Source organism: Pedobacter sp. AC163, from assembly GCF_979258665.1.
Window position 1 is genome coordinate 4,851,628 of the sequence record NZ_OZ409872.1, and the last position, 24,279, is coordinate 4,875,906.

General features: G+C 35.4%; 26 protein-coding genes. 15 read left to right on the forward strand and 11 right to left on the reverse strand.

Annotated elements, in window-relative coordinates:
• Positions 1–3 precede the first annotated feature (3 nt).
• Positions 4–1,014, forward strand: coding sequence for a PorP/SprF family type IX secretion system membrane protein (locus ACZZZK_RS20955; protein WP_463485828.1), 1,011 nt, complete (start codon positions 4–6; stop codon positions 1,012–1,014).
• A 95-nt stretch (positions 1,015–1,109) separates the two neighbouring features.
• Here the strand turns inward: ACZZZK_RS20955 and rpoN are convergent, their stop codons facing one another.
• Entirely contained in the window at positions 1,110–2,582 is a 1,473-nt protein-coding gene (gene rpoN / locus ACZZZK_RS20960) for an RNA polymerase factor sigma-54 (RefSeq protein ID WP_056850328.1), read from the reverse strand.
• A 161-nt stretch (positions 2,583–2,743) separates the two neighbouring features.
• On the opposite strand from rpoN, the gene mscL reads away from it, so the two are divergent.
• A complete protein-coding gene (mscL, locus tag ACZZZK_RS20965) occupies positions 2,744–3,133 on the forward strand; it encodes a large-conductance mechanosensitive channel protein MscL (protein WP_463485829.1) in 390 nt (129 codons plus the stop codon).
• 35 nt (positions 3,134–3,168) lie between these two features.
• On the opposite strand, the gene ACZZZK_RS20970 is transcribed toward mscL, so the two are convergent.
• Positions 3,169–4,041, reverse strand: a complete 873-nt coding sequence (locus tag ACZZZK_RS20970) for a ChaN family lipoprotein (RefSeq protein ID WP_463485830.1) — start codon at positions 4,039–4,041, stop codon at positions 3,169–3,171.
• 131 nt (positions 4,042–4,172) lie between these two features.
• On the opposite strand from ACZZZK_RS20970, the gene ACZZZK_RS20975 reads away from it, so the two are divergent.
• The 7 genes from ACZZZK_RS20975 to tsaB all read left to right on the forward strand — a co-directional run bounded on the left by ACZZZK_RS20975 (position 4,173) and on the right by tsaB (position 9,516).
• A complete protein-coding gene (locus ACZZZK_RS20975; protein WP_463485831.1) occupies positions 4,173–4,943 on the forward strand; it encodes a LiaF transmembrane domain-containing protein in 771 nt (256 codons plus the stop codon).
• Between the two features lie 76 nt (positions 4,944–5,019).
• Positions 5,020–6,081: a sensor histidine kinase gene (locus ACZZZK_RS20980; RefSeq protein ID WP_463485832.1), complete on the forward strand. Its 1,062-nt coding sequence runs from the start codon at positions 5,020–5,022 to the stop codon at positions 6,079–6,081.
• Positions 6,059–6,793, forward strand: a complete 735-nt coding sequence (locus tag ACZZZK_RS20985; protein WP_463485833.1) for a LytR/AlgR family response regulator transcription factor — start codon at positions 6,059–6,061, stop codon at positions 6,791–6,793. Before ACZZZK_RS20980 ends, ACZZZK_RS20985 begins: the two co-directional genes overlap by 23 nt.
• Positions 6,794–7,844: 1,051 nt before the next feature.
• A complete protein-coding gene (gene rpmH, locus ACZZZK_RS20990) occupies positions 7,845–8,003 on the forward strand; it encodes a 50S ribosomal protein L34 (RefSeq protein ID WP_010601723.1) in 159 nt (52 codons plus the stop codon).
• Positions 8,004–8,068: 65 nt separating this feature from the next.
• Entirely contained in the window at positions 8,069–8,464 is a 396-nt protein-coding gene (locus tag ACZZZK_RS20995) for a ribonuclease P protein component (protein WP_463485834.1), read from the forward strand.
• Positions 8,451–8,681, forward strand: coding sequence for a membrane protein insertion efficiency factor YidD (gene yidD, locus ACZZZK_RS21000; RefSeq protein WP_463485835.1), 231 nt, complete (start codon positions 8,451–8,453; stop codon positions 8,679–8,681). Before ACZZZK_RS20995 ends, yidD begins: the two co-directional genes overlap by 14 nt.
• Positions 8,682–8,829: 148 nt before the next feature.
• Positions 8,830–9,516 (forward strand): tRNA (adenosine(37)-N6)-threonylcarbamoyltransferase complex dimerization subunit type 1 TsaB, encoded by a 687-nt coding sequence (tsaB, locus tag ACZZZK_RS21005; RefSeq protein ID WP_463485836.1) that lies wholly within the window; start codon positions 8,830–8,832, stop codon positions 9,514–9,516.
• A gap of 1 nt (position 9,517) precedes the next feature.
• On the opposite strand, the gene ACZZZK_RS21010 is transcribed toward tsaB, so the two are convergent.
• Both ACZZZK_RS21010 and ACZZZK_RS21015 read right to left on the reverse strand, forming a co-directional pair.
• On the reverse strand, positions 9,518–10,930 hold the full coding sequence (locus ACZZZK_RS21010) for a DUF5723 family protein (protein ID WP_463485837.1): 1,413 nt from the start codon (positions 10,928–10,930) through the stop codon (positions 9,518–9,520).
• A 31-nt stretch (positions 10,931–10,961) separates the two neighbouring features.
• Complete coding sequence (locus tag ACZZZK_RS21015) at positions 10,962–12,530, reverse strand: hypothetical protein (RefSeq protein WP_463485838.1); 1,569 nt, start codon at positions 12,528–12,530, stop codon at positions 10,962–10,964.
• Positions 12,531–12,618: 88 nt separating this feature from the next.
• On the opposite strand from ACZZZK_RS21015, the gene ACZZZK_RS21020 reads away from it, so the two are divergent.
• On the forward strand, positions 12,619–13,005 hold the full coding sequence (locus ACZZZK_RS21020; protein ID WP_463485839.1) for a DUF423 domain-containing protein: 387 nt from the start codon (positions 12,619–12,621) through the stop codon (positions 13,003–13,005).
• On the forward strand, positions 13,005–15,485 hold the full coding sequence (gene priA, locus ACZZZK_RS21025) for a replication restart helicase PriA (protein WP_463485840.1): 2,481 nt from the start codon (positions 13,005–13,007) through the stop codon (positions 15,483–15,485). Before ACZZZK_RS21020 ends, priA begins: the two co-directional genes overlap by 1 nt.
• Here priA and ACZZZK_RS21030 read toward each other — a convergent pair.
• Positions 15,482–16,168: a hypothetical protein gene (locus tag ACZZZK_RS21030; RefSeq protein ID WP_463485841.1), complete on the reverse strand. Its 687-nt coding sequence runs from the start codon at positions 16,166–16,168 to the stop codon at positions 15,482–15,484. The two genes, priA and ACZZZK_RS21030, sit on opposite strands and share 4 nt — an antisense overlap.
• Positions 16,169–16,347: 179 nt before the next feature.
• Between ACZZZK_RS21030 and ACZZZK_RS21035 the strand changes: the two genes are divergently transcribed.
• Positions 16,348–17,004, forward strand: a complete 657-nt coding sequence (locus ACZZZK_RS21035) for a protein-L-isoaspartate(D-aspartate) O-methyltransferase (protein WP_265800243.1) — start codon at positions 16,348–16,350, stop codon at positions 17,002–17,004.
• Positions 17,005–17,057: 53 nt separating this feature from the next.
• On the opposite strand, the gene smpB is transcribed toward ACZZZK_RS21035, so the two are convergent.
• Positions 17,058–17,507, reverse strand: coding sequence for an SsrA-binding protein (gene smpB, locus ACZZZK_RS21040; protein WP_056850421.1), 450 nt, complete (start codon positions 17,505–17,507; stop codon positions 17,058–17,060).
• A 220-nt stretch (positions 17,508–17,727) separates the two neighbouring features.
• On the opposite strand from smpB, the gene ACZZZK_RS21045 reads away from it, so the two are divergent.
• Positions 17,728–18,207, forward strand: coding sequence for a TlpA family protein disulfide reductase (locus tag ACZZZK_RS21045; RefSeq protein ID WP_463485842.1), 480 nt, complete (start codon positions 17,728–17,730; stop codon positions 18,205–18,207).
• Here the strand turns inward: ACZZZK_RS21045 and ACZZZK_RS21050 are convergent, their stop codons facing one another.
• Complete coding sequence (locus ACZZZK_RS21050; RefSeq protein ID WP_463485843.1) at positions 18,208–20,070, reverse strand: Nramp family divalent metal transporter; 1,863 nt, start codon at positions 20,068–20,070, stop codon at positions 18,208–18,210. It abuts the gene before it with no gap.
• Complete coding sequence (locus tag ACZZZK_RS21055) at positions 20,057–20,719, reverse strand: metal-dependent transcriptional regulator (RefSeq protein WP_463485844.1); 663 nt, start codon at positions 20,717–20,719, stop codon at positions 20,057–20,059. The genes ACZZZK_RS21050 and ACZZZK_RS21055 overlap by 14 nt, the downstream gene beginning before the upstream one ends.
• A gap of 126 nt (positions 20,720–20,845) precedes the next feature.
• Between ACZZZK_RS21055 and ACZZZK_RS21060 the strand changes: the two genes are divergently transcribed.
• Complete coding sequence (locus ACZZZK_RS21060) at positions 20,846–21,316, forward strand: Lrp/AsnC family transcriptional regulator (protein ID WP_056850310.1); 471 nt, start codon at positions 20,846–20,848, stop codon at positions 21,314–21,316.
• Between the two features lie 71 nt (positions 21,317–21,387).
• Here the strand turns inward: ACZZZK_RS21060 and ACZZZK_RS21065 are convergent, their stop codons facing one another.
• The 3 genes from ACZZZK_RS21065 to ACZZZK_RS21075 form a co-directional block, all read right to left on the reverse strand.
• A complete protein-coding gene (locus ACZZZK_RS21065) occupies positions 21,388–22,041 on the reverse strand; it encodes an alpha/beta hydrolase (RefSeq protein WP_463485845.1) in 654 nt (217 codons plus the stop codon).
• Positions 22,041–22,721 (reverse strand): uracil-DNA glycosylase, encoded by a 681-nt coding sequence (gene ung, locus ACZZZK_RS21070; RefSeq protein ID WP_463485846.1) that lies wholly within the window; start codon positions 22,719–22,721, stop codon positions 22,041–22,043. The genes ACZZZK_RS21065 and ung overlap by 1 nt, the downstream gene beginning before the upstream one ends.
• A gap of 74 nt (positions 22,722–22,795) precedes the next feature.
• The gene (locus ACZZZK_RS21075; RefSeq protein ID WP_463485847.1) at positions 22,796–23,314 is read right to left on the reverse strand and encodes a thioredoxin family protein; all 519 of its coding nucleotides are present in this window, start codon (positions 23,312–23,314) and stop codon (positions 22,796–22,798) included.
• 115 nt (positions 23,315–23,429) lie between these two features.
• Between ACZZZK_RS21075 and ACZZZK_RS21080 the strand changes: the two genes are divergently transcribed.
• A complete protein-coding gene (locus tag ACZZZK_RS21080) occupies positions 23,430–23,969 on the forward strand; it encodes a YgaP family membrane protein (RefSeq protein ID WP_463486308.1) in 540 nt (179 codons plus the stop codon).
• Positions 23,970–24,279 lie beyond the last annotated feature (310 nt).

Sequence of the window (24,279 nt, forward strand, 5' to 3'; positions counted from 1 at the left end):
ATTTTGAAAAAGTATATCCTTATATTTGCCTTACTTGTTTCTATCAAAGCTTTTTCTCAGCAAAAGCCACAATACACCCAGTATATTTTTAATCAATATTTGCTTAACCCGGCGCTTTCTGGGATAGAAAATTATATTGATTTTAAAGCAGGTTATCGGAAACAATGGGCTGGAATTAATGATGCGCCACAAACCTCTTTCGTGTCAGCACATTGGGCATTGGGCGATAATCAGTTGTGGAGTAATGCGCTCACTTCATTTCCCGAAGAAACGGGCAATCCAATGGATCGGAATTACATGCAGAATTATACTTCATCACCACCACATCATGGCATGGGTGTTACCGCAGTTTTGGATAAAACAGGCCCGATAAAAAGATTGGATGCCAATGTAACTTACGCCTATCATTTGCAATTGAGCAATAATTTTAATTTATCTGCAGGTGTTGCAGCAGGTTTATCTAGTATTTCATTAGATATAAATGCATTGACATTCGAAAATCCTTATGAACCATCACTTAATAGAGCAATTACCAACCAATTACGTCCAGATTTAAGCGTTGGTGTTTGGTTATACGGTGCAAGAATGTTTGCAGGAGTATCGGCTCAACAGATATTATCTCAAAAATTAAGTTTTTCGGGAGATGAAGCCTATAATCAAGGAAAAGCAGTTCCGCATTTCTTTGGTACAGCGGGATATAAATTTTTTCTTGATGATGAAATTGCAGCAATTCCTTCCGTTATGGTTAAATATGTGCAGCCAGCGCCAGTATCGGTAGATCTAAATATGAAAATAGCTTTTAGAGATAAGTTATGGCTTGGGGGAAGTTATCGCAAGGATGATTCATTTTCGGCAATGGCCGGTTTCAATATTGGTAAGATGTTAAATCTAACCTACTCTTACGATTTTACCACTTCAGATTTGAATCAGGTAAGCAATGGTAGCCATGAAATTGTTTTGGGATTACTACTCAACAACATTTATAAAGTACCTTCGTATATCCGAATGTGGTAACGAACTAAAGATAGGCTAATTCAGTTCAAACGCACATCCAAATAAACCAAAAAATACGGCTTGATACCAACTGAAAACAAAAAATTGCCCTAGGACTAAAGTTCCTTTCTTAACCTCGCCACCGGAATATTCATTTGCTCTCTGTATTTAGCAACAGTTCTACGGGCAATGTTATAACCTCTTTCTTTTAAAATATCGGTCAATTTCTCGTCGGCAAGAGGCTTGCGTTTATCCTCATTTCCAATACAATCTTCGAGTATTTTTTTTACTTCTTTGTTCGATACCTCTTCTCCATTTTCTGTCTGAATGGCTTCTGAGAAGAAAGATTTTAACAGAAAGGTACCAAATTCAGTTTGCACATACTTCGAATTGGCTACACGAGATACGGTAGAAATATCCATGTCGATTTTATCAGCAATATCTTTTAAAATCATTGGACGCATTTTGCGTTCATCCGCCGTCAAAAAATACTCGTACTGATAATGCATAATTGCATTCATTGTTTTCAACAAAGTTTGTTGCCTTTGTTTAATGGCATCGATAAACCACTTAGCCGAATCTAATTTTTGCTTCACAAACTGAACAGCTTCTTTAAGCTTTTTATCTTTTGATGAAGCCTTATCGTAATGCTCAAACATTTCCTGGTAAGAGCGGCTTACCTTTAGTTCAGGTGCATTTTTAGAGTTCAGTGTTAAAATTAAAATCCCATCATTATTACTAATATGAAAATCCGGAATGATTTGCATTTGTTTGGTCGTTACCTGATTTGCATCACCTGGTTTTGGATTTAAGCGCAAAATCTCGTTGACTACCTCTTTAAGTTCTTCGCTATCTAGGCCTAAGCTTTTTTCGAGTTTGTCGTAATGTTTTCTTGTAAATTCATCCAGATAGTTTTCTACAACATTCATTGCTTTAACTATTATCGGATTATTGGGGTCTTTTCTTTTTAATTGAATCAATAAACATTCTTTCAAGTCTCTTGCGCCAATGCCTGGAGGATCGAAACTTTGAATCAGTTTTAACATTTCCAATACATCTTCTTCCTCAACCATTACATTTTGAGAAAAAGCCAAATCGTCAATCATAGAACCCAAAGGGCGGCGTAAATAGCCATCATCATCCAAACTTCCGATAATTTGCTTACCGATAATAAAATCCTGGTCTGATAGAGGAATAAGATCTAATTGCTCTTGTAAACTTTCAAAGAAGGTGCTTTCAATAGCGATTGGAGTTTCTTTTTTCTCTTCGTCATCATCACCATTGTTGTAATTCGTACTATAATCGTTGGTATTGTCGTCTTGCAGATAATCGTCTACATTAAACTCATCCATGCTGGTATCTTCAGATGGTCCATCGAAGTCTTCAGGGCTATCGTTTAAATCATCATATTCGCTTTTAGGCTCATCCTGTGTCATCAAACTAGGATCTTCTAAAGCAGGATTATCTTCCAATTCCTCTTTTACACGCGTATCTAAAGCAACCGTTGGCACCTGTAACAACTTTATAAACTGAATTTGTTGGGGTGATAACTTTTGTAATAATTTTTGTTGTAGATGTTGCTTTAGCATATTTTGTATTCAGGATTGCAGCAAAAATAAACAAATCATTTCAGATATTCTTTCGAATTAACGTAAATGCTTTTGAATGTTTGGTTTAATTGTCTGCTAAACATTTGGATTCAGTTGAATGTTTGCTATTTTCGTATATAAATCATCTAAGCTTAAAAATTATGGGTTTTGTTAAAGAATTTAAAGACTTCGCGGTTAAAGGGAACGTTCTCGACCTAGCTGTCGGTGTTATCATCGGTGCTGCATTTGGAAAAATTGTAAGCTCACTAGTGGAGGATATTATTACGCCAGCAGTGCTGGGTCCGGCATTAAAAGCAGCCGGATTAGAAGATTTAAGCCAACTCACTATTGCGGGAACAGCAATAAAGTACGGCAATTTTCTATCGCAAGTAATTACATTTATTATTGTGGCTTTGGTGTTATTTGTGATTATTAAAGGTGCCAATAACCTTAAGAAAAAGGAAGTTGCGGCTCCTGCAGCTCCAGCACCACCAACAAAAGAAGAAGTTCTTTTAGCAGAAATACGAGATTTGCTTAAAGCAAAAGCATAAAAAACAAAGATCTGCTCAAGGGCAGATCTTTGTTTTTAAAAACTCCTTTTCACTTTCGGATCTGTTATTATAATATAATCACCAAGGTTTCGATGTTTTTCCCAGTTCGGATTCTCAAAATTTTCATCACTAAATGATGAAATATTAAGAATTTTTAGTGTTGGAGCATATTTTTGAAGTTTGGCCAATGTTCCAAGCTTTTCATCGCTATGAAATCGGCCATTTAGTTGTAGAATTTTAATTCGTTTATTTGCTTTCGCAAACTTAGCGATTGACCAAGCCATGGTAGCATCCCAAAAATTTTGAGTCTGATAGACTTTCATCGAACCCATGCTATGTCCTCCCAATAGTTCGGTAAATTTTTCCAGGTATCTTCCGGTAGCGGTATCAATAGGGAGAGGTGGCAAAATGTTTAGTGATGATTTAGGAAAGCCACTTAAAACAGTCAACCCATTTTTGGTCACTGCATTGCTATAGCGAGTGGCGGCGTTGCCAGCAATTACAGCAAGCTTATTCATTTTAGCATATTCAATTAAGGGTTTATAGTCCTTGTAATTTGACCACGCCCTTCCTTCTTTGATAAAATTCTTTTCTGATATCAAGTCGGCTAGATATTCATCTACCACGGGTTGAATATCGGTATGGAACATTTCTAAACTAAGAGCGGTTTTTTTAGGGAATTGTTCAGTTAATTTTTTGAAAATAGTAAATTCCAAAATATGCCCTATAGAATCGTTATGCTCTTCTCCAAAAAATAAAACATCAGCCTTATGCATGTCGGTAATTACTTCATCTAAAGAAATTACTTTGTCCTTTTTAACATCATAAACTTTATAGTGTGATGCTAAATCTTGGGCAAATACATCAAAATTGAAAACAACGAAGCATATAAATAATAAATATTTCATGTGCTCAAAATAAGAAAATATTTTTCGCCGATGAAATGATACCACTTACCGCCATTCTGCCCATGCTGAAGAAAACAACAGTTGTTAACTTTTAATTTATAAATACTTTTGGATATTAAATAAATGAACACATGGAAAATGTAAATGAAAATAATCACATCAAAAACTCGGGTAGAGTTTGGAGTGGTTCCATCATATTAATTATTGGGCTAGCATTTTTATTAGATAATTTGGGATTAAATATTCCAGGTTGGGTATTTAGCTTTTGGACATTTCTAATTGCGCTTGGGGTGTTTGTTGGTGTAAGAAAAAATTTTAAAGGCGTTTGGTGGCTTATTCTTATTTTATTTGGCGTATACCAAACGATAGATGATATGGGCTTCGATTTTGATATATCTAAATACGCCCTGGGAATAGGTCTTGTAATTGTTGGTGGATTTTTGATTTTTAAACCAAAGGATACTTTCAAAAGGAGGAAGTCATTTAAAGGTGCACTTAGGAACGAGTTCGGTGTAAATGAAGAGATAGACCTTGATGACGAAGCAGATAAGAAAGCAAATAGAAATGACATCATTGATGTTGCAGCCGTTTTTGGGGGATCAAATCAAACCGTTTATTCTAAAAATTTTAAAGGAGGAGATGTCACTGCAGTTTTCGGCGGATCGGATATCATAATGACGCAAGCTGACTTTACGGATTCTGCGGTGATTGATGTTACTGCAGTTTTTGGAGGTATCAAATTAATTGTGCCACCAAATTGGGCAATACAATCTAATGTTACAGCAATATTTGGTAGTGTAGAAGACAAGAGGGGCCACATGTTGCCGATAGATCAAATGCAGAAAACCTTAGTTTTAGATGGAACCGTACTTTTCGGGGGAATCGAAATCAAAAGTTTTTAAAACCATAATCAAAAGTAAATGATCAGAGATTTTCTGGTCGTTTACTTCGTTTATCATTACCTAAACAAACAACGCTTTGACAACTAGACCGCTATCCATTCCGCAAATTCAAAAAACCTCTGCAGCTATAGCTATTGCTTGGTTTATTCTATGTGCCGTTGGCCTACATTATGTGGTGAATTTTTCTTGGCTAATTTCATTTGCAGATAGTTTTTTGAGTAATTTCTTACTGGTGATGGCCTGCATTGCCATAAGTAATATGCTGGGCTACTATCAGCCAAAAAACGAACGAATATTGTATGTGCTCATCATTACATTGGCGCTTACGTTCGTAATTATTTATGCTGCAAAATATGCGATGCTATACATATTTTCAGATTTTAAGGAGTATTTAGATTTCTATAATTTCTCTTTTGCCTTCCGTGGTTTAATTTCCTTTATGTGCTTGGCTTGGTGTGCATTGGCCAATATTTTATGGTACAGACTGGAGGAACAATCGGAAACACACGAAAGGCTTTCGGCGGCAAAAAGTTTGGCAAAAGAAGCGGAGCTAAATAAGCTTCGTCACCAATTGCAACCCCATTTTTTGTTCAATAGCTTAAATTCGGTATTTGCGCTTACAATGGTAAACCCCAAAGAGGCAGGCGTAATGATTACCAAGTTGGCTTCCTTTCTTCGCGGAACCTTAAAACGCGATGACGAATTGTGGGTTTCTGTAGAAGAAGAAATGGAATATATCCAGCTTTATCTTGATATTGAAAAGGTTCGTTTTAGCCATCGCTTAAATATTGAGGTAAATGTAGCCGACGATACTTTGAATTTATGTTTGCCAGGAACTTTATTGCAGCCGATTGTAGAAAATGCTATTAAGTTTGGCTTGTACAACACATCTGCTGGTATAACTATTAAGGTTGATGTAACAGTTGATCGTAATATTCTGGAGTTGCGGGTGCAAAATCCTTTCGATCCGGAAATGAAAGCCGCGGGAGGAACCGGATTCGGTTTAACGGCTATTAAACGTAGATTATATTTGTTATTTGCAAATCCGCATTTGCTGCAAACCGAAATTGAGGCAAATAATTTATATATTACCACTCTAAAAATCCCACAGAAAAATGATCAGAACGATATTAATTGATGATGAACCTTTAGCGAGAGATATTGTTAAATTTTATCTTACCGATCATCCTGAAATTGAAGTTGTTGCTGAATGTTGCGATGGTTTCGAGGGATTAAAAGCCATCACTTTACATAAGCCCGATTTGATATTTCTAGATATTCAAATGCCAAAAATTAGTGGATTTGAAATGCTGGAATTGGTTGAAGATAAGCCCGCTGTAATTTTTACAACTGCTTTTGATGAGTATGCCATTAAAGCTTTTGAAGTTAATGCCGTTGATTATTTGCTCAAACCAATAGATAAGGCACGTTTCGATGCTGCCATCAAAAAGCTGCCTTCCAGATTAAATCAAACAGAAAATACCGAAGCTGTTTTGGATGCCGCTGCTTTGAGTCCGGCACAAAATAATAGGGTAGTAGTTAAAAAGGATGGCGTAATTAAAATTATTCCAACCGGAGATATCAATTACCTTGAGGCTGATGATGATTATGTTAAATTAAGTACAGCAGATGGTATTTTCTATAAAAATAAAACCATGGCTTACTTTGAGCAAACTCTTGATCCCGGCCAATTTATCCGTATTCATCGCTCTTATATCATTAACCTTGCTCAGGTTACAAAAATCGAATTAAAAGAGAAAGATAGTTACGTGGTGCTGCTGAAATCAGATATCTGGCTGCCCGTGAGTAAAACAGGATACATAAAATTGAAAGCAGCGTTGGGCTTGTAATCAGTAATATTTTTGTGTTTATCGCTGTGGTAATTTTCAGGCTGGATAAACAATAGTTTTTGGAAAGCAATCACATCGTAACACTTATCGTTAGTCCTGTTTTTTGTCTCAATTTTTTTGAGAATGGCAGCGTAGAATAGGTTTTCGGGTGCGCCAAAAAGGATTTCCACTACAACCAGGTTTAGTTGGCATGGCTTATAGTTCTATTTACGGTTGTTTCAGATGAACGATATACAAGAAACGTTCCTATGGAACGAAAAAACAAACCTTCATATATTCTTTCTACCGGTGAGTCGTCCCTACGGGACGGTAAAAAACTTTTCTTGCGGTGTTGAGCTAGGCTGTGTTTTAGAATGAAACCTCGAATGCTTTGTTTCAATTTGGTTGATTTTTGTTGCGCTTAAGATTGTCGATTTTGCACAAAAAACCTTCCTTAGGAACGAAAAATAAAACGTTTCATAGATTTTTTCTAGGGGTGAGCCGTTGCTACGTTACGGGGAAGAACTTTTCTTACCGTTAAGCTAGGCCGTGTTTTAGAACAAAACCTCGAATGCATTTTTTTTAATTTGGTCGATCTTTGTTGCGTCTAAGATTGTCAATTTTCCATAGAAACGTTCCTATGGTACGGAAAAACCGTTCATAGATTTTTTCTATCGATGATTTGTTCCAATGAGATGAGAGATAATTTTCTTGAAGTGTTTTGAAAAATAATATTCATATACCGAGAGCTAATTTACTACCGTCCCGTAGGGACGACTTCTCGGTAGCAAAAATTGTTTTGCAATCGTTTCGTTCCGTAGGAACGTTTTATGAATTATTCGCATGCAGGACTTCCTTACCTAATTGTAGTGGCCATTATGAAATAAACCCGACTGAAGCGAGATGCTGGCTTTTTTTGCCAGCAGAAGCGGGGGCGGGACTGAATTTTAAAAAGAATTACTACATTTGCTTTTCAAATAAAAAATAAAACTAAACAGACTTGCATTTATAGAGAAATCGCTTTATATTTGCACCTCTTAATTTTGAAATTATAATAAGATAATATACAGTCATGAAAAGAACATACCAACCTTCGCAAAGAAAGAGAAGAAACAAACACGGCTTCCGCGAAAGAATGGCAACAGCTAACGGCAGACGAGTATTAGCATCACGTCGTGCTAAAGGAAGAAAAAGATTAACAGTTTCTGACGAACGCAAGCATAAAGCATAATTTTTGATTGCTTTTCCGATTAATCGGAATCGGCAGATCAAATCTGCAATTATCAATCAAAATATATGTACACATTCAGAAAAGAAGAACGGTTATGCAGCAGAAAACATTTAGATCTGCTGTTTAAAAACGGTTCTTCTTTTTTATTATATCCTTTTCGTATTTCTTATCTGTTTATTGATGAAGCTGCTCATGTTCCAGCGCAGGTAGTAATTAATGTTCCTAAAAAGAGATATAAACGAGCTGTAGATCGCAACCTACTCAAGCGCCGCATTCGCGAAGCTTACCGACTAAATAAACAAGAAGAGTTTTACAGTCAATTACCTGATGATAGAGGATTATTGCTTTTTTCCATCCAATTTGTGGGGAAGGAGAAGTATGAATTTACTTTTATTCAAAAAAAAATGGTGTCAACTTTTAAGCGCTTTAAAACTTTAATTCAGCCAAATGAAGTTCATTAATAAGATATTTGGTTCGCTTTTTTTAGGGTTGATAAAGATTTACCAATATGCCATTTCGCCTATGCTTGGCGCAAATTGTAGGTTTACCCCAACTTGCTCGCAATACGGAATCGAAGCTATTCGGAAATTTGGACCATTTAAAGGTGGTTGGATGGCATTAAAGCGTATAGGTCGCTGCCATCCATGGGGCGCACATGGACACGATCCTGTTCCGTAACTTTTAGTTATCAACTGCGACTTACCAGTTTGGATGCAAAAATTATTGAGACGTGGATTTTGATGCAGAAAAAAACAAAAAAATCAACTTATTAAACCTTCGGATAAAACAATTATAAACCCAATCCATAACCTATAACTCAAGTAAAATGGCTAAAATACTTCAAATAGAAACAGCTACACAGGTTTGTTCTGTAGCTTTATCAATTGATGGGGAAACAGTTTATACCAAAGAAGAGATCGGTCAAAACTTGCACGCCAGTAACCTTACTTTATTTATAGATGAAGTGATTAAGTCTTCTCACTTCACTTACAATGATTTAGACGCCATTGCGGTTAGCAAAGGACCAGGATCTTATACGGGCTTGAGGATAGGCGTATCTACAGCAAAAGGACTCTGTTATGCACTAGAAAAGCCATTGATTGCTGTTGATACGCTAGAAATGATGGCTAATGGTTTTATGACGGAAAATCCGACATACGCTGTACTCATTTGCCCTATGATTGACGCCCGAAGAATGGAGGTTTACAGCGCTGTTTTTGATAGCAATTTGAATGTTTTGGAGCCAACCTCTGCTAAAATAATCGATGAAAATAGTTATGTAGAATTGCTTCAGAAAAATGAAATCACTTTTTTAGGAGATGGAGCTGCAAAATGTAAGGATACTCTAAATCACCAAAATGCGCTTTTCAACGATAAGAATTTTAACTCTGCAAAGTATATTTCAGGTTTAGCATACCAGGCATTTCAGGTGCGAAATTTTGAAGACGTAGCCTATTTCGAACCTTTTTATTTAAAAGATTTTGTAGTTACGCAACCAAAAAAGAAAGTTTAGGTTATTTTCGTTTAAAGATCGAAAATAGATTTTTAAAGAAACTGCCCCCCTCATTGTCATTTATACCAGGCATTACATCGCTAAACTGGGGGTGGTTGACAACATTTCCAAATTTAATCCCTATACCCATATATACTGAAGCGCCGACTCCGTTAGTAGAAGATCCGGTACTTCCATTGCTGGATATTATGCCCTTTGTAGTATAGGCAGTAGAAACTAAATTGTCTGATCCAAGGAAAATTTCAAAGTTTGGCGTTTGATATTTACCTTGTAAACCAACCATGAAAATATTGTTAAGGTTGTAAAGCGGAGTAACACTTCCAGAGAAATTTTTATAATTAAAGGTGTTAACCAAAGCAATATCTCCTCCCTTGTAAAAAAGATTTTTCGACACAATAAACGAAGGTTTGTAGAAGCCATAAAATTTTGAAACATATAGATCAATCTTTGCGTTTGTTGGTGCAAGGAATTTTTTGCTTTCCTGAGCTTCAGTAAATATATCGGTAATGCTATTATTAATGTTGTTTCGATTTGCGAACGTATTTATCGTAATATTCGATGAGTTGACAATTGTTTCTTGAGTACTTTTTCTCCACCAAATAAAACCCAAATCTTTAATGTTTGCCATCAACATTAAACCTTTTTTTGTGATATAATTCGTTCCAAAGCTCAATGATAGTCCAGGATTTTTGAATGGAAGTAATGTTTTTTTTCTGAGTTCTCTTCCCTCTGTAAAATTACTTCTATAGTTGGCTGCCAACCCTAAACTGAGGGTGTTTGATTCTGGGTCTGAATATAGATACGAATCAGTGATATCGATTTTATTGTACAAAATACCGCTTAATAAGCTGGCTTTCAAACCAAACGCTAATCGCTTATTGTAATTTTCGCGGTAGCTTATACTAAATTGATGATAGGATTGTTGGTATCCGGATGAGTTGAAAATTCCACGTAACGGAGTATTGATTGGAAATTTATTGGGAGAATCAAAAATTGCAAGCGTTTCATTGGTGTAATCAATTTGCGCATCAGAACGAATTTGCCACGCAAGACCAATTTCTTTTTGGTATTTGTATGAATGAAACAACCTAAAAGTGGCAACATAAATATTACTGTTTTGGTAGAAGTGGTTTACATCACCATTTAATAGGGGTAAGCCTTCCGTATCAAGATATCCGGTTTGAGCAAGTCTCCTAATTACGTTATTTGCTTCACCCTTGTTTGCCGCATTAATGCCGAAATAGGGCAAGAAAAAATTAGAGGAGAATTTGCGAGAGGAATCTAATGTGAACGATTTCTGAGAAGGGTTCTCGAAAGCATCGAACATAGTTCTCGTGCCAAAAAGGGCGTATTGCTGAGCGTTGGCAGCCTTAAAACTAGCAACTATAAGTAAAGCAAGTAAAAGTTTCTTCATAAATCTATTGGTTTTCAGGCTGGTTTTCTTATTAACGGATACTAAGTGAATCTGGTATTGGTTGTTGTACATATTTGTTTAATAGTACATTAGAGATGAATTTATTTTTATCGGCTATGAGTTGGTAGCAGAAAGTATCGAAAGTTTTAAGGCCACTATCTGCCCTAAAATGTTTGTAGTATTTTGATGAAATATTATCTCTAAAAATATTCTGAGATTTTTGAAGATCTACATAATAGCTAATATTCGAAGTGGTAGAGATTTGATTCATGGCATCCATGTAAATAGGATTTTGAATCATTAACCTATTGTTTTTATAACTGTTTAAAAAGGATGCTACTGTGCTTGCATTGTTAGCCACAATTAAATAATTATCTATGATGGCATAAAATGGTTTGCTAAAATTTTTAAAAGCCTCTCCAAAATATACTTGGAGAATGTTTGCCGACTTAAAAACTTTAATCTCATCACTATAGTCTGTACTCACGTCAAATAATAATTGTTTCACTTTCTCTCCATTAGTAAGTTGTATCGCCCCCAGTTTTTCGCTAGTACTTAATTGAAATGTTGCAAATTGATTTTTAGCATACAATGGAAATACTAAATTTAAATCTGTTCTATAATCATTTTTAATTGAACTAATCGTTTGGTCTGCCTGAGAAATTTGATTGGCTTTAGTTTGTAGAGTCTTCAGGCTTTTAAACCAGGTTTTATAATCATCAAATGCGTAGATCGCATAATTTGCTGTGTTATCAGGTAAGATGTTTTGAATATTTGTAATCTGTGCTGCGCTTTGTTCAAATAATTTAAGATAGCTAAAATCATCTTTTAACGTTGTGCTGCCGTTAAAAAGAATACGCTCTTTGCTAAAATTATAACTTAAAGAGGCAAATGCATTTTGCTTGTTTAAAACTTCAATACTTCCATTTAATTTGCCAGCCAAAATGTTCTTTAGCACCGGTGGTACATGATTAAAGTTGATATAGATTTGTGCCAGGGCACTTCTGCTAACAGCATTATTCTCTTTTATATAATCAGTGAAAGGATTTTCAGCTAATCGAATAGCAGCATCATTAATAAGTTTTAGCGATGTTGACAGGGTTATTACTCTATCATTGAGATTTGCGTAAGCAGAAACACTATCGTTGAGCTTTAAAGAATATTGCCCGTTCTTTAAAGGGGTGATGTAGTTTTTCGATTTGATTACCTGATTAAATTTATTCAGCTCTTCATCTGCCTTAAGTTGAACAGTGATTAAAAAATTAAGGGTTTTATTGGTGTCTGGAAGTACGCTTATATAAATATATTGATCTTGAATGAATTTATTTAGCGCATTATCGTTAATAATTAAATCCTTAAGCTGAATCAGTAATTGAATTTTATCTTCGCCTAATACCTGCTGAATAAGGTTTTGCGCTTTAATAATTTCATAAAATCCCTTATCATTTTGAAATGAAAATACTATTGCAGCATTATTCGTTGCAGATTGCAATGCTAAATCTTTTGCGTTATTTTCATTGCCCAATTTTGAGAAATACAGATATGCCATCCCTGCAATACCCAAAAATAATGCAATAGTTAAAATGATAATTTTCTTCATGTGCGTGCAACAAATTTAATTTATTACATTGATTACAGCGAAGTTCTATGTCATTTTATTAATTTAGCAATTGCTTCAAGCAATAACTATGAATAAACGAATTATACTTACTGCTTCTTTTTTTGGCGTGGTGGCTGTTTTACTTGGCGCTTTCGGTGCTCATGGTTTAAAGGCCGTAATAGATCAACCCTCAATAGATATTTGGCAGAAAGGGGTAGAATATCAATTTTATCACACTTTTGCGCTTTTGTACCTTTCAACTTTTGCCAGATATAGAAACAAGTTAATCAACATTGCCTATTTCTGCTTTACATTCGGAATTGTTCTCTTCTCGGGATCATTGTACTTGTTGGCGACCCGAAGCATATTAAAGTTGGATTTTATCAATCTAATTGGTCCAATTACGCCAATTGGTGGTCTTTTGTTTGTTTTAGGTTGGATAATGCTGTTCTTCGCTGCATTTAAGGATAAATAATGGATAGCTTTGGAAACGATATTTTTGCAGAAAGAGAAACACTTTTTGTCGAAGTTATCTTGCCTTTGTCTTTGGCAATAAACTATACCTATAGGGTACCATTTGATTTAAATGATGAGGTTGCGATTGGGAAAAGAGTTGTTGTTCAGTTTGGCAAGCATAAAATCTACACCGCTTTAATTAGTGCCATTTCCAAGAATCCTCCTGGAGTTTATGAGGCGAAATATATTATCGATATAATTGACAGTGAGCCGGTAGTAACCCCCACGCAACTAAAGTTCTGGAGTTGGATGACGAATTACTATATGTGTAATGAAGGAGATGTGATGTCTGCGGCGTTACCCGCTAGTTTGAAACTTGCCAGCGAAACCATACTCGTTCTCCGTGATGATTTTACGGATGAGATTGTACTTACCGAAAAAGAGGAGATCATTATTTCAGCGCTAAAAAAGCAAGAAAAACTGACAGTAAATGATGTTTCAAAATTGTTAGGTCAAAAAACAATTTATCCAATCATCAATCATTTATTAGAAAAGGAGCTAATTCTGGTGGCAGAAGAAGTGGTGCAAAAATATAAGCCCCTTTTAAAATCGTTCGTCACCTTGAATGATTTTTACACCGATGAAGAAAATTTAAAGCAACTTTTTAACGTTCTGGAGAAAGCACCAAAACAACTTGATGCTTTGCTTGTCTATCTAAAACTGCAAAAATTAAATCTTCCCATTTCTAAAGAACAGCTTTTAGAAGAGAGCAACTGTGGTATAAGTGCCCTAAAATCACTAACAGATAAAGAGATTTTTATAGTGATGAAACGTCCTGTAAGTAGGTTAGCTAATCATGATGAAGAATTTAGTATCAATTTTCAATTAAATACCGGACAACAGACCGCTTTAAATCTGATCAATCAATCGTTCGAAGAAAAAGATGTTGTTTTACTTCACGGAGTAACTGCTTCTGGTAAAACACAGGTTTATATTAAATTAATTGAAGAAATTATTCAAAACACTGATGGGCAAGTTCTATTCTTATTACCTGAAATTGCCTTAACTACTCAAATTGTTGAACGTATTAAGCATTATTTTGGAAATGCAATTGGCGTTTATCATTCGAAATTTAATAATAACGAAAGGGTTGAAATTTGGAATAAGGTAAGAACAGGCGCTTATAAGGTAATACTTGGGGCAAGGTCGGCCGTATTTCTACCATTTCAACACTTAAAATTAATTGTGGTAGATGAAGAACATGAGCCATCTTACAAACAATATGATCCCGCTCCTAGATATCAAGCAAGAGATGCCTCGATTTATCTCGCTCATTTGCATCAGGCTAAAGTTATTTTGGGCTCTGCAACTCCATCACTAGAAAGTTACTATAATGCGCTGCAAGGAAAGTATGGGTTAGTTGAGATGAAAGAGCGCTTTGGGGGTGTGCAATTACCCAACCAACAGGTTGTGAGTATTGCTGAGGAAACCAAACAGAAAACCATGGTTTCTTATTTCTCTAGCGTATTAATTAAAGATATCGACCTTGCCTTATCAAAAAAGGAGCAAGTTGTTCTTTTTCAAAATCGAAGAGGCTATGCAACCATTTTAATTTGCGCTACTTGTGGCTATACTCCAAAATGTGTGAATTGCGATGTAAGCTTAACCTATCATAAAAGTAGTGGTAAACTGCATTGCCACTATTGCGGTTTTCAACAAAGCAGCGTTAATATTTGTCCGGCATGTGGCTCTGTTCACGTAGAGCAGAAAGGCTTTGGAACGGAGCGTATTGAAGAGGAGCTAAAACTTTTGTATCCAGACATTACTATTGCCCGTTTGGATATGGACAGCACCCGGACAAAAAATGGTTTGCAACAAATTTTAACCGATTTCCAGGAAAAGAAAACGGACATCCTGATCGGTACACAGATGGTTGCTAAAGGCTTAGATTTCGATAACTTAAATTTGATTGGCGTTATTAACGCAGATACCTTGTTGGGTTATCCTGATTTTAGGGCTTATGAACGTAGTTTTCAGCTGTTAGCGCAGGTTGCTGGAAGGGCTGGGAGACGAGCTGACCAAGGAAATGTTTGCATTCAAACTTACGATGCTGATAATCGGATTATTAAACAAGTTGTTAATAACGATTACGAAGGCATGTACAATGATGAAATAGCAGAGCGTGAAAAATTTCTGTATCCGCCATTTTCTCGGATGATATTTCTTTATGTCAAACATAAAGATTCTCATGTATTAGATCATGCCGCACTTACATTGGCAAATATTCTTAAGGCTAAATTCGGTAAACGTGTATTGGGGCCGGAGCAACCATTAATCAGCCGTGTACGTAATCTGTATATCAAACAAATTATCATTAAAGCCGATAAGCATACTGCCATTCAGAAAGTTAAAGATGCACTTCGTGAAACACTAACACAATTCAATGCCACTAAAGATTTTAAAGGCGTTTTCACCCAAATTGATGTAGATCCGTACTAATTTTTACTATTAAAATTAAATTGAATACCTGCAGAAACGGGGTTCAATAAAAACTCCCATTTGTTATAAGTATTTACCGTTCTGGCGGTAAGATTCGGTTGGGTAATATCTTGCTTTTCATACGAATAGTTGAAATCCAGGCTGCTTTCAGCAAATATTGCTAAGTTGGGAATGATGTTGATTTTGAAGCCTAACGTTGGAGACATTACCAAACCATTCTTACTCGCATCAGCCGACTGATTTGTTGAGCCAACCAATGCATTTTGTGGTGATATAACACCTGTAAATTTATTAGAGCGGTATCCAATATCAAAAGCGAAATAAGGTTGAACTCTTGAGTAATTGAAGTTTTTTTCAAAACCTATCTTGAAAGAGTAATCTGTTACTTTTCCGCTAGCCATTTCACAGGTTTCGCAAGTGTTTTGAAATCGAACATCATTATTGCGGAAATAATTTCCACTGATTCGGTAACTTATCTGATTGTCGTTGAACTTCAGAATAACTCCATTACCATACATCTTTGTATAATCTTGGGTATTTGTTTGATTTAATATTTTCGGTAGTTGCATCATGCTAAAACCTCTTGCTGCAATTGAATAATTATAATCAGCACTGGTTTGTGCAAGTATATTAAATGTGATGCAAGTGCATAATATGAATATGCTTATTAGTCCTTTTTTCATGTAAGAGTAGACAGTTGAGGTAATTTATATAAGTCTTCAAAAGTAGAAATAATTCCTTAATACACACAATTAATGTTTTACACTAACGAAAATCCCATTATTTTGATTTACTGTAAGTTATATAAATGTTGATTTCTTTATCTTGTATCACCGCTTGAAAAAGCTAATTTTGAGACTTCATGGCCTATAAATTTGTTGATAATTACCGAGAGCGTGGTGCGAGAAAGAAGTTGGTTGAACTCCTAAAATCTCGCGGAATTGAAGATGAAAATGTACTAAAAGCAATTGGCAAAGTACCACGTCATTTCTTTTTTGATGAGACTTTCTGGAATCAGGCTTACAAAGATATTGCCTTCCCAATTGGTGATGGACAGACCATTTCGCAGCCCTACACTGTTGCCTATCAAAGTGAGTTATTACACATTAAAAAAGGCGATAAAGTTTTAGAAATTGGAACAGGTTCCGGATATCAAACTTGTATTTTAATGGAACTTGGTGCAAATGTTTTTACCATCGAAAGACAAGAGAACATTTATAACCGAACCATTCAAGTATTGCCTGGTATGGGCTACAGACCTACATTTTACTGTGGAGATGGTTCAAAGGGAATTGCAAAACATGCTCCTTACGATAAAATAATTGTTACCGCTGGTGCCCCGCTTGTTCCAGAGATTTTATTGAAACAATTAAAAATTGGAGGTATTTTGGTTATTCCAGTTGGAGATGAAAGCACGCAAAAAATGGTTACCGTTATTAGAGTAAGCGAAACTGATTACGATAAAATAATATTAGATACGTTTAGATTTGTGCCTTTAGTTGGCGATCAGGCATGGTAAACAAGCTGGGAGTTGAGAGTACTAAAACTCCAAACCCTCAATTCCTAACTCAGTTATCTCTTCAGCGCTCTATCCAATTCACGTTTAGTATCTCTATCCTTAATGCTATCACGTTTATCAAATTCTTTTTTACCTTGTGCCAATGCAATTTCCATTTTAGCGAAACCTCTTTCATTGATAAAAATCCTTAAAGGCACTATTGTATAACCCTTTTCTTCACCCTTAAGACGAAGTTTTCTGATTTCTTTTTTCTGAAGTAGTAATGCTCTATCTCTTTTTATATCATGATGATAAAAGGAGCTATGGCTATATTCAGAAACATGAAGATTTCGGACATACAAAATTCCGCCTATGAACATACAAAATGCATCCGTCATATTGGCTTTACCTTGTCTAATGGCTTTTATTTCTGTTCCCAAAAGTGCGATACCTGCCACATATTTATCAAGTAAATTATAGTCAAAGTATGCTCTTTTGTTTTTTATATTAATATCGTTTTTCAAAGTTAATTTGTATTTCTAGGTAGATCTGCTTCTACATTTAAAAAAACAGCAAAATGCTGGGTTGCAAATATCTTAAAATTTGAGGGTATAATTTCGTTTTTATTTATTTCGTTCTCAGCTATTAATAACACTCCTTTATATTCATCTGTTTGTAAAAGCTGAAGGATATATCTATTGCTAACGAAATTTATTATTTATGTTTGATTTTTAAAAGCTATTTATGAAATTCAGAATCCTTTTTTTAGCATTATCTTTTTTCTTTTTCTCTCATCTGCAAGCGCAGCAACCTACAATTTTACCACAATTCACGTTTTTTAAATTGGATGGTAAAGCATTTTCGAATAAAAATCTTGTTCCGGGCAAACAGAATCTGTTTATGCTTTTCGATGTTACCTGCGAGCATTGCCAACGAGAAACTAAACTACTGGGTGCTAATTATGCACAATTTAAAAACGTAAATATCTACATGATTACCTTAGATGAGGCTTATATCATTCCACAGTTTTTTAATACTTACGCTAAAGGTTTGAATACAAAACCAAACGTTACCATTCTTCAAGATAAAAATAAACTTTTCATTCCGTTGTTTTTGCCAAAAATGTATCCTGCTATGTATTTGTATTCTCCAGCAGGAAAACTTATCATTCATAATTCGGGTGATGGAGGAATTAAAAAGTTAATGAAAGTGGTTAAAAATTAGCTATCTAATAATTAATACTGGAATATTCACTTTGTGCCTCACCGAATCAACCGTCGTTCCAAAAATCAAATCTTTAAGTCCTTTGTGACCATGAGCGCCCATTACTAAAAGTTCCAGTTCGTTTTTATTACTAATATCTGCAATTTCTTTAGCAGTGCTTCCAAAACCTATAAATGCCGTTGAATCATAACCCAGGTCTTCTAAATTAGCTTTGTATTTTTCAAGGTTTTCGCGGTCACTTTGTGTTTCATGGTCCATAACTTCTTGGCCGTGATATCTGGCGGCTGCAGTTTCTACTACGTGGATGAGGTAATAGTGAGCATCTTTTCCACCTTGAATAAGTGCGTGTCGGATGGTATTCCGGTCATTTTTAGAAAAATCTACTGCAATACCAATTCTGGAATAGCTAATCTTATCAATTTTCCCAATGTCCAAAGCATTGCCATGCGGAACCATTTGCCTGTTTCTATTTTTTTCTTCAATCATCGGATGAAAGAATACATAAAGTAGTAGAAACACAATAAATATTAAGGCGGGAACGATAATTACATAAATCCACCAGGTATTGGCCTCTTTGGTCCATCCGCTTATTTCTTCAACTACCAGTTTGACATTTAAGGCGATGATAGCGAATGCACTGGCCCATGCTAATACTTTAACCCATGTTTTTATCGCAAAATCTTTCATCAGTTTTTTATCTGATGTAAAATGGATTAAGGGTATAATCGCAAAGCCCAGCTGCAAACTCAACACCACCTGACTCAGAACCAAAAGCCCCCCCAGAGCATCATCACCATAATGAAGAATAGTAAAAAATGCGGGAATGATTGCCAATAATCGGGTAATCAATCTTCGTAGCCAGGGCTGGATTCTTAGATTAATATGTCCCTCCATGATAATCTGACCAGCCAATGTACCCGTAACAGTAGAACTTTGTCCTGCGGCAATTAAAGCTATTGCGAAAAGAGCTGGCGCAACATCACCAAAAATATTTGATAATAATTTATGAGCGTCTTGAATTTCTGCTACTTCGTGTAATCCATTTTTATAAAAAGCAGCTGCAGCCAATATCAGAATCGCCGCATTTACGAAAAAAGCCAGGTTCAGTGCAACTGTAGTATCGATTAAATTAAATTTCAGTGCTTCTTTTATTCCTTTATTTGTCCGTTCGATTTTTCTGGTTTGAACCAATGAAGAGTGTAAATACAAGTTGTGTGGCATTACCGTAGCGCCAATAATGCCAATAGCAATATATAAAGCATCGCCGCCTAAAATAGAAGGTTCAAAACCTCTAACAACTTCTTTTAATGAGGGTTCAACAATAAACATTTCCACTAGAAACGATATTCCAACAATGAACACCATTGAAACTATAAAACCTTCCATTGCTCGCATTCCTTTGTTAAGAAGAAATAGAAGCAATATGGTATCAAATATGGTAATGGAGATTCCCCAAATTAATGGTAAACCAAAAAGTAACTGTAAACCGATTGCCATTCCAATTATTTCAGCTAGATCGCAGGCAATAATTGCGGTCTGCGCTAATCCAAATAAAGGAATATTTGCCCAGCGGGGATAAGCATGTTTAGAGGCTTGTGCCAAATCTAATCCTCTAACAATGCCTAAACGTGCACTTAACGATTGAAGTAAAAGCGCTATTAGGTTTGACATGAGCAATACCCATATCAGTTGATAGCCAAATTTACTACCACCTGCTAAATCTGTGGCCCAGTTTCCTGGGTCCATATAGCCAACGCTTATTAAATAAGCTGGGCCAATAAAAGCTAAAATGCGACGCCAACCTTTTCTTTTGTCTGTGCTTACACTTTGGTGTACCTCACTAAGCGATTCAGTTTTTGCCATTACTGCTAATTAAAATATGCTTTGCCACTTCTCTACTAATATTAATTTGTTTGTCTGAAATCACAATTTCTACAGAACCATCGAAATCGGTAACATCATTAATTTGAATTTGTTTGCCTAACGTTAATCCCAGTTTTTCAAGGTGTTTTAGAAATGCTGAACTGTGTTGACTAACGCCAGTGATTGTTCCTGAATCGCCAATTTTCAGTTCGATCAGTTTTGTAAACTGAGTTTTTGCAAACCTTCCATTTTTATCTGGAATAGGGTCGCCATGAGGATCTGATTTCGGGAAACCAAGAAATTCATCTAACCGTTCGATTAACGCAGTTGATTTGATATGTTCTAATTCCTCGGCAACATCGTGTACTTCATCCCATTTGAAATTAAGTTTATCAACTAAGAAAACCTCCCAAAGCCGGTGCTTTCGCACAATATCTATAGCGGCATTCCTTCCTTTTTCGGTCATGGTAACGCCTTGATATTTCACATAATCTACAAACCCTTTGTCGGCAAGTTTCTTAATCATATCCGTTACGGATGCCGGTTTAGTCTGCATTTGCTCGGCAATGGCATTGGTTTGTACGTTATTAGTAATTTCTGCTAAATGATAAATTATTTTAAGATAATTCTCTTCAGTAAAACTTTGCATTTATATCTATCTAATTAAATTTTTAGGTAAATCTAAAAAAAATAGTTTAAAATATATTAGATAAATTTTGTTAAAATTTAGAATATAATTTGGTTATGTTTGTGTTCTCAATACCTTTGAACTAATATGGCATCAGAATTAGATAAGATCGATTTTAAAATTTTAAGAATCTTACAAGAAAACGGTAGAATTACCAACTTGCTTTTATCACAAGAAATTGGTTTATCGCCAGCACCAACTTTGGAGCGTGTTCGTAAATTGGAAATGGCTGGTTTTATTAAAAGCTACCATGCTTTAGTTGACGAAGAAAAATTGGGTTTAGGGATTAAGACTTTTATTCAAATTCAACTTGATTTCCATAAAAACAATACCATTCAGATTTTTCTTGATGAAGTAAACCAAATTAAAGAAATTACTGAGTGTCACCACGTAACAGGCCAGGCAGATTTCCTTTTAAAAGTTTATGTTAAAGACATTAAATCTTATGAACGATTGATTATGGAAAAAATCAGCAAAATTTCTGTGGTTAAAACTTTTCAAACCATGATGATTATGTCGACAACAAAGAAAGAGCCTATTGTCCCTTTGGAATATTAATGTCAAAACCTGGAGGATTTTTTCTAGCCATTGCCATCACTATTTTCGATTTTCGTCTGAACGGGGCAATCTTATGCGTTAATGATTAATTTATTAATGATCTCCGAAATCTCGGCTGCATTTTGATAAACCATGAATTGGGTTCCGTTTTCAATTACAAAATCGGGTTTAGATTTTTTTGAATACAAAATTTTATCTTTCGTGCCGTGAATGTGGTATAATCGTTCAGGTATTAAATCGTTTCTCCAGCTTAAAATACTTCCAATTGCCCATTTTAGGAATCGTCGATCGGTATCGTTAATAATCTTTGTTAGTAGTTTTTTTTCAGCATTTGATTGCGTACCAAAAAAGAAGTTTTGGGTAAGCCTATTTGACGACTTCATCAACCATGACGGAATTATTTCAACCAACTTTAGCTTACCTGCAAATTGATAAAGCGGAGGTAGTGTATTACTTTGAACAGTACTCGAGATTACAATTGTAAGAATCGGATTTAGAATTTTAGCGATCTCAACCGCAATCATTCCGCCAAAGGAAACGCCAATCAACACAAATTTTTCCGAAGTATCTATTACTTCGCTTAACCTTTTGGCATATTCAGACAGCGATTCTTTCCTTAATGGATCGATCCATTCAACATGGATGATGTTAATGTTTCTGTGTAATTTTAAACGAGAAAATATACGTTTATCGGCACCTAATCCGCTAATGAAATAAGTATTCATTAAGCGGGCAAATTCCAGTCGATTGGTTTCAGATTATTCTGAATCAACAGCAGGTTTGTTTTTGAGAACGGCCGGGAACCCAAAAAGCCAGTATGTGCTGAAAAAGGAGAGGGGTGAGCAGAAGTTAAAACATAATGTTTTTTTTGATCAATTAGAGTTGCCTTTTGTTGCGCATATTTCCCCCAGAGTAAGAAAACCACATGTTCTAGTTTCTGAGAAATGGCCTTGATAATTTCATCTGTAAAAATTTCCCATCCACGATTCTGGTGTGATCCAGGTGTAGATGCTCTGACAGTTAATGTCGCATTCAATAACAAAACACCCTGTTCGGCCCAGTGCGTTAAATGACCATGATTAGGAGCTTTGAACCCTTCGATATCGCTTTCCAATTCCTTGTAAATATTTTTTAAAGATGGAGGAACAGCCACGCCACGCTGAACAGAAAATGATAAACCATGAGCCTGGCCTGCTCCGTGATACGGATCCTGACCCAGGATCACCACCTTTACCTTATCGAACGGAGTGGTGTTCAGCGCATTAAAAATATCTGCGTTTTTAGGATAGATGTTAACGCCCTCGTCCTTTTCAGCTTTGAGGAAAGACTTAAGATTGATCATATAATCTTTTTCAAACTCCTGCTCTAAAACAGATAACCAACCAGGTTCGAGTGCTGCAGACATGTATTTATTATTATATTTTTAAGAGTTAGTAGTTATTTTGTTGGAGATAAAACCAAAACCCGCACCTAAAAGTTTTATGATTTCTTTTTATAGATTTCTAGCAAATCTGCTTCAAGTGTTGCTTTAGGATGTTCAACTATTCTACCCAATTCTTTTCCTTTTTTATCAAAAACGATAAACGTAGGTACTCTTTGGATATCTAAGCCGTCAATAATGCCGTTTTCTGCTTTCTTGTTTCCATCAACAGCAATAATTTCTACATTCTTTTCCTTGAAGTGAAGCGCATCTAAAACTTTGAAAAAATTAGGAACATTCACTTTGCTATCTCCGCACCAGGTACCAAAAACAATTTTGATCTTCTCGTTTTTAACCAGCTTTTTTAATTCAATCAGTGTAGCCGCGTCAGGAACATAAGCCGCATAAATTGGATCGTACATTTCCTTAAATTCTGGGAATGTGGTAATACCTTCCCTTGTACACACGTTTATTAATACATCTTTATTTCTAGCTTGGTCGTGAATTTTTTTGTTAATATCTTGAGCTGAAACGTTCATGGCAAGTACGATTAGGGTTATAGATAAGAGAATTTTCATATTAATTTGATGAATTGTTTAGACTGTGAAATTTTTAATGAAATTATTGTTTTAAAATCTAAATTATGCCATTTAAAAACGATATTTGCAAAAAAAAATAATTAGAATAAATTTTATGCCAAATATTATCAGATTAATTGCGGGGGTTGCTTTACTGGGTGGCGCAGTAGCTTTATTTATTTTCGGTTTTTGGCCATGGGGAATTGTGGCTATTTTATTAGGGCTAATTATATTAGTAACCTTCTTTTTTAACGAAAACATGCTTTTAGCGCAGTGGTTTTTAAGAAAAGACAATATGCCAAAGGCAAAAGCTTACTTAGATAGAATTACAAATTATGAAAAGCAGTTGATTAGGGTGCAACATGGTTATTATAACTTACTTGTTGGTTTAATTGAAAGCAGAACTGCTCCTTTAAAATCAGAAAAATATTTTAAAACTGCTTTGAACCTGGGTATGCAGATGGAACATAATGTTGCCTTGGCAAAGTTAAGTTTAGCAGGAATCGCAATGGCTAAACGCAATAAACGTGAAGCAACGATGTATTTATCAGAGGCTAAGAAAGCCGATAAAAATAAATTATTAGCTGATCAGATAAAACAAATGAAAGATCAGATGGGGATGATGGACAAACAACAGCAAGTTCGTTATAGATAAATTCCCGATATTGAAATAAATTAAAGCCGATGCAAATCGGCTTTTTTTGTGCTTAAAAATACAGCATGTAAAGTCATAATCTAAAAAGTAATTTAGGTTAGTCGAAGTTATTTGATATTTTGGAGAGAGTATTATCAAATGGATGAAGGCCCTTACAAGCCGCTATTGGTAGGGATAACTTACTTTGCTGTGTTCTTTTTTATTATTGTACAGGGCTTAATAGTAGATAAACTGGCTAAGAAAGTACTTTCAGTCGATGAATTTTAGCATACGTTTGAAGGCCTGCTTTCAGAAATTTGAGTGACTAAAT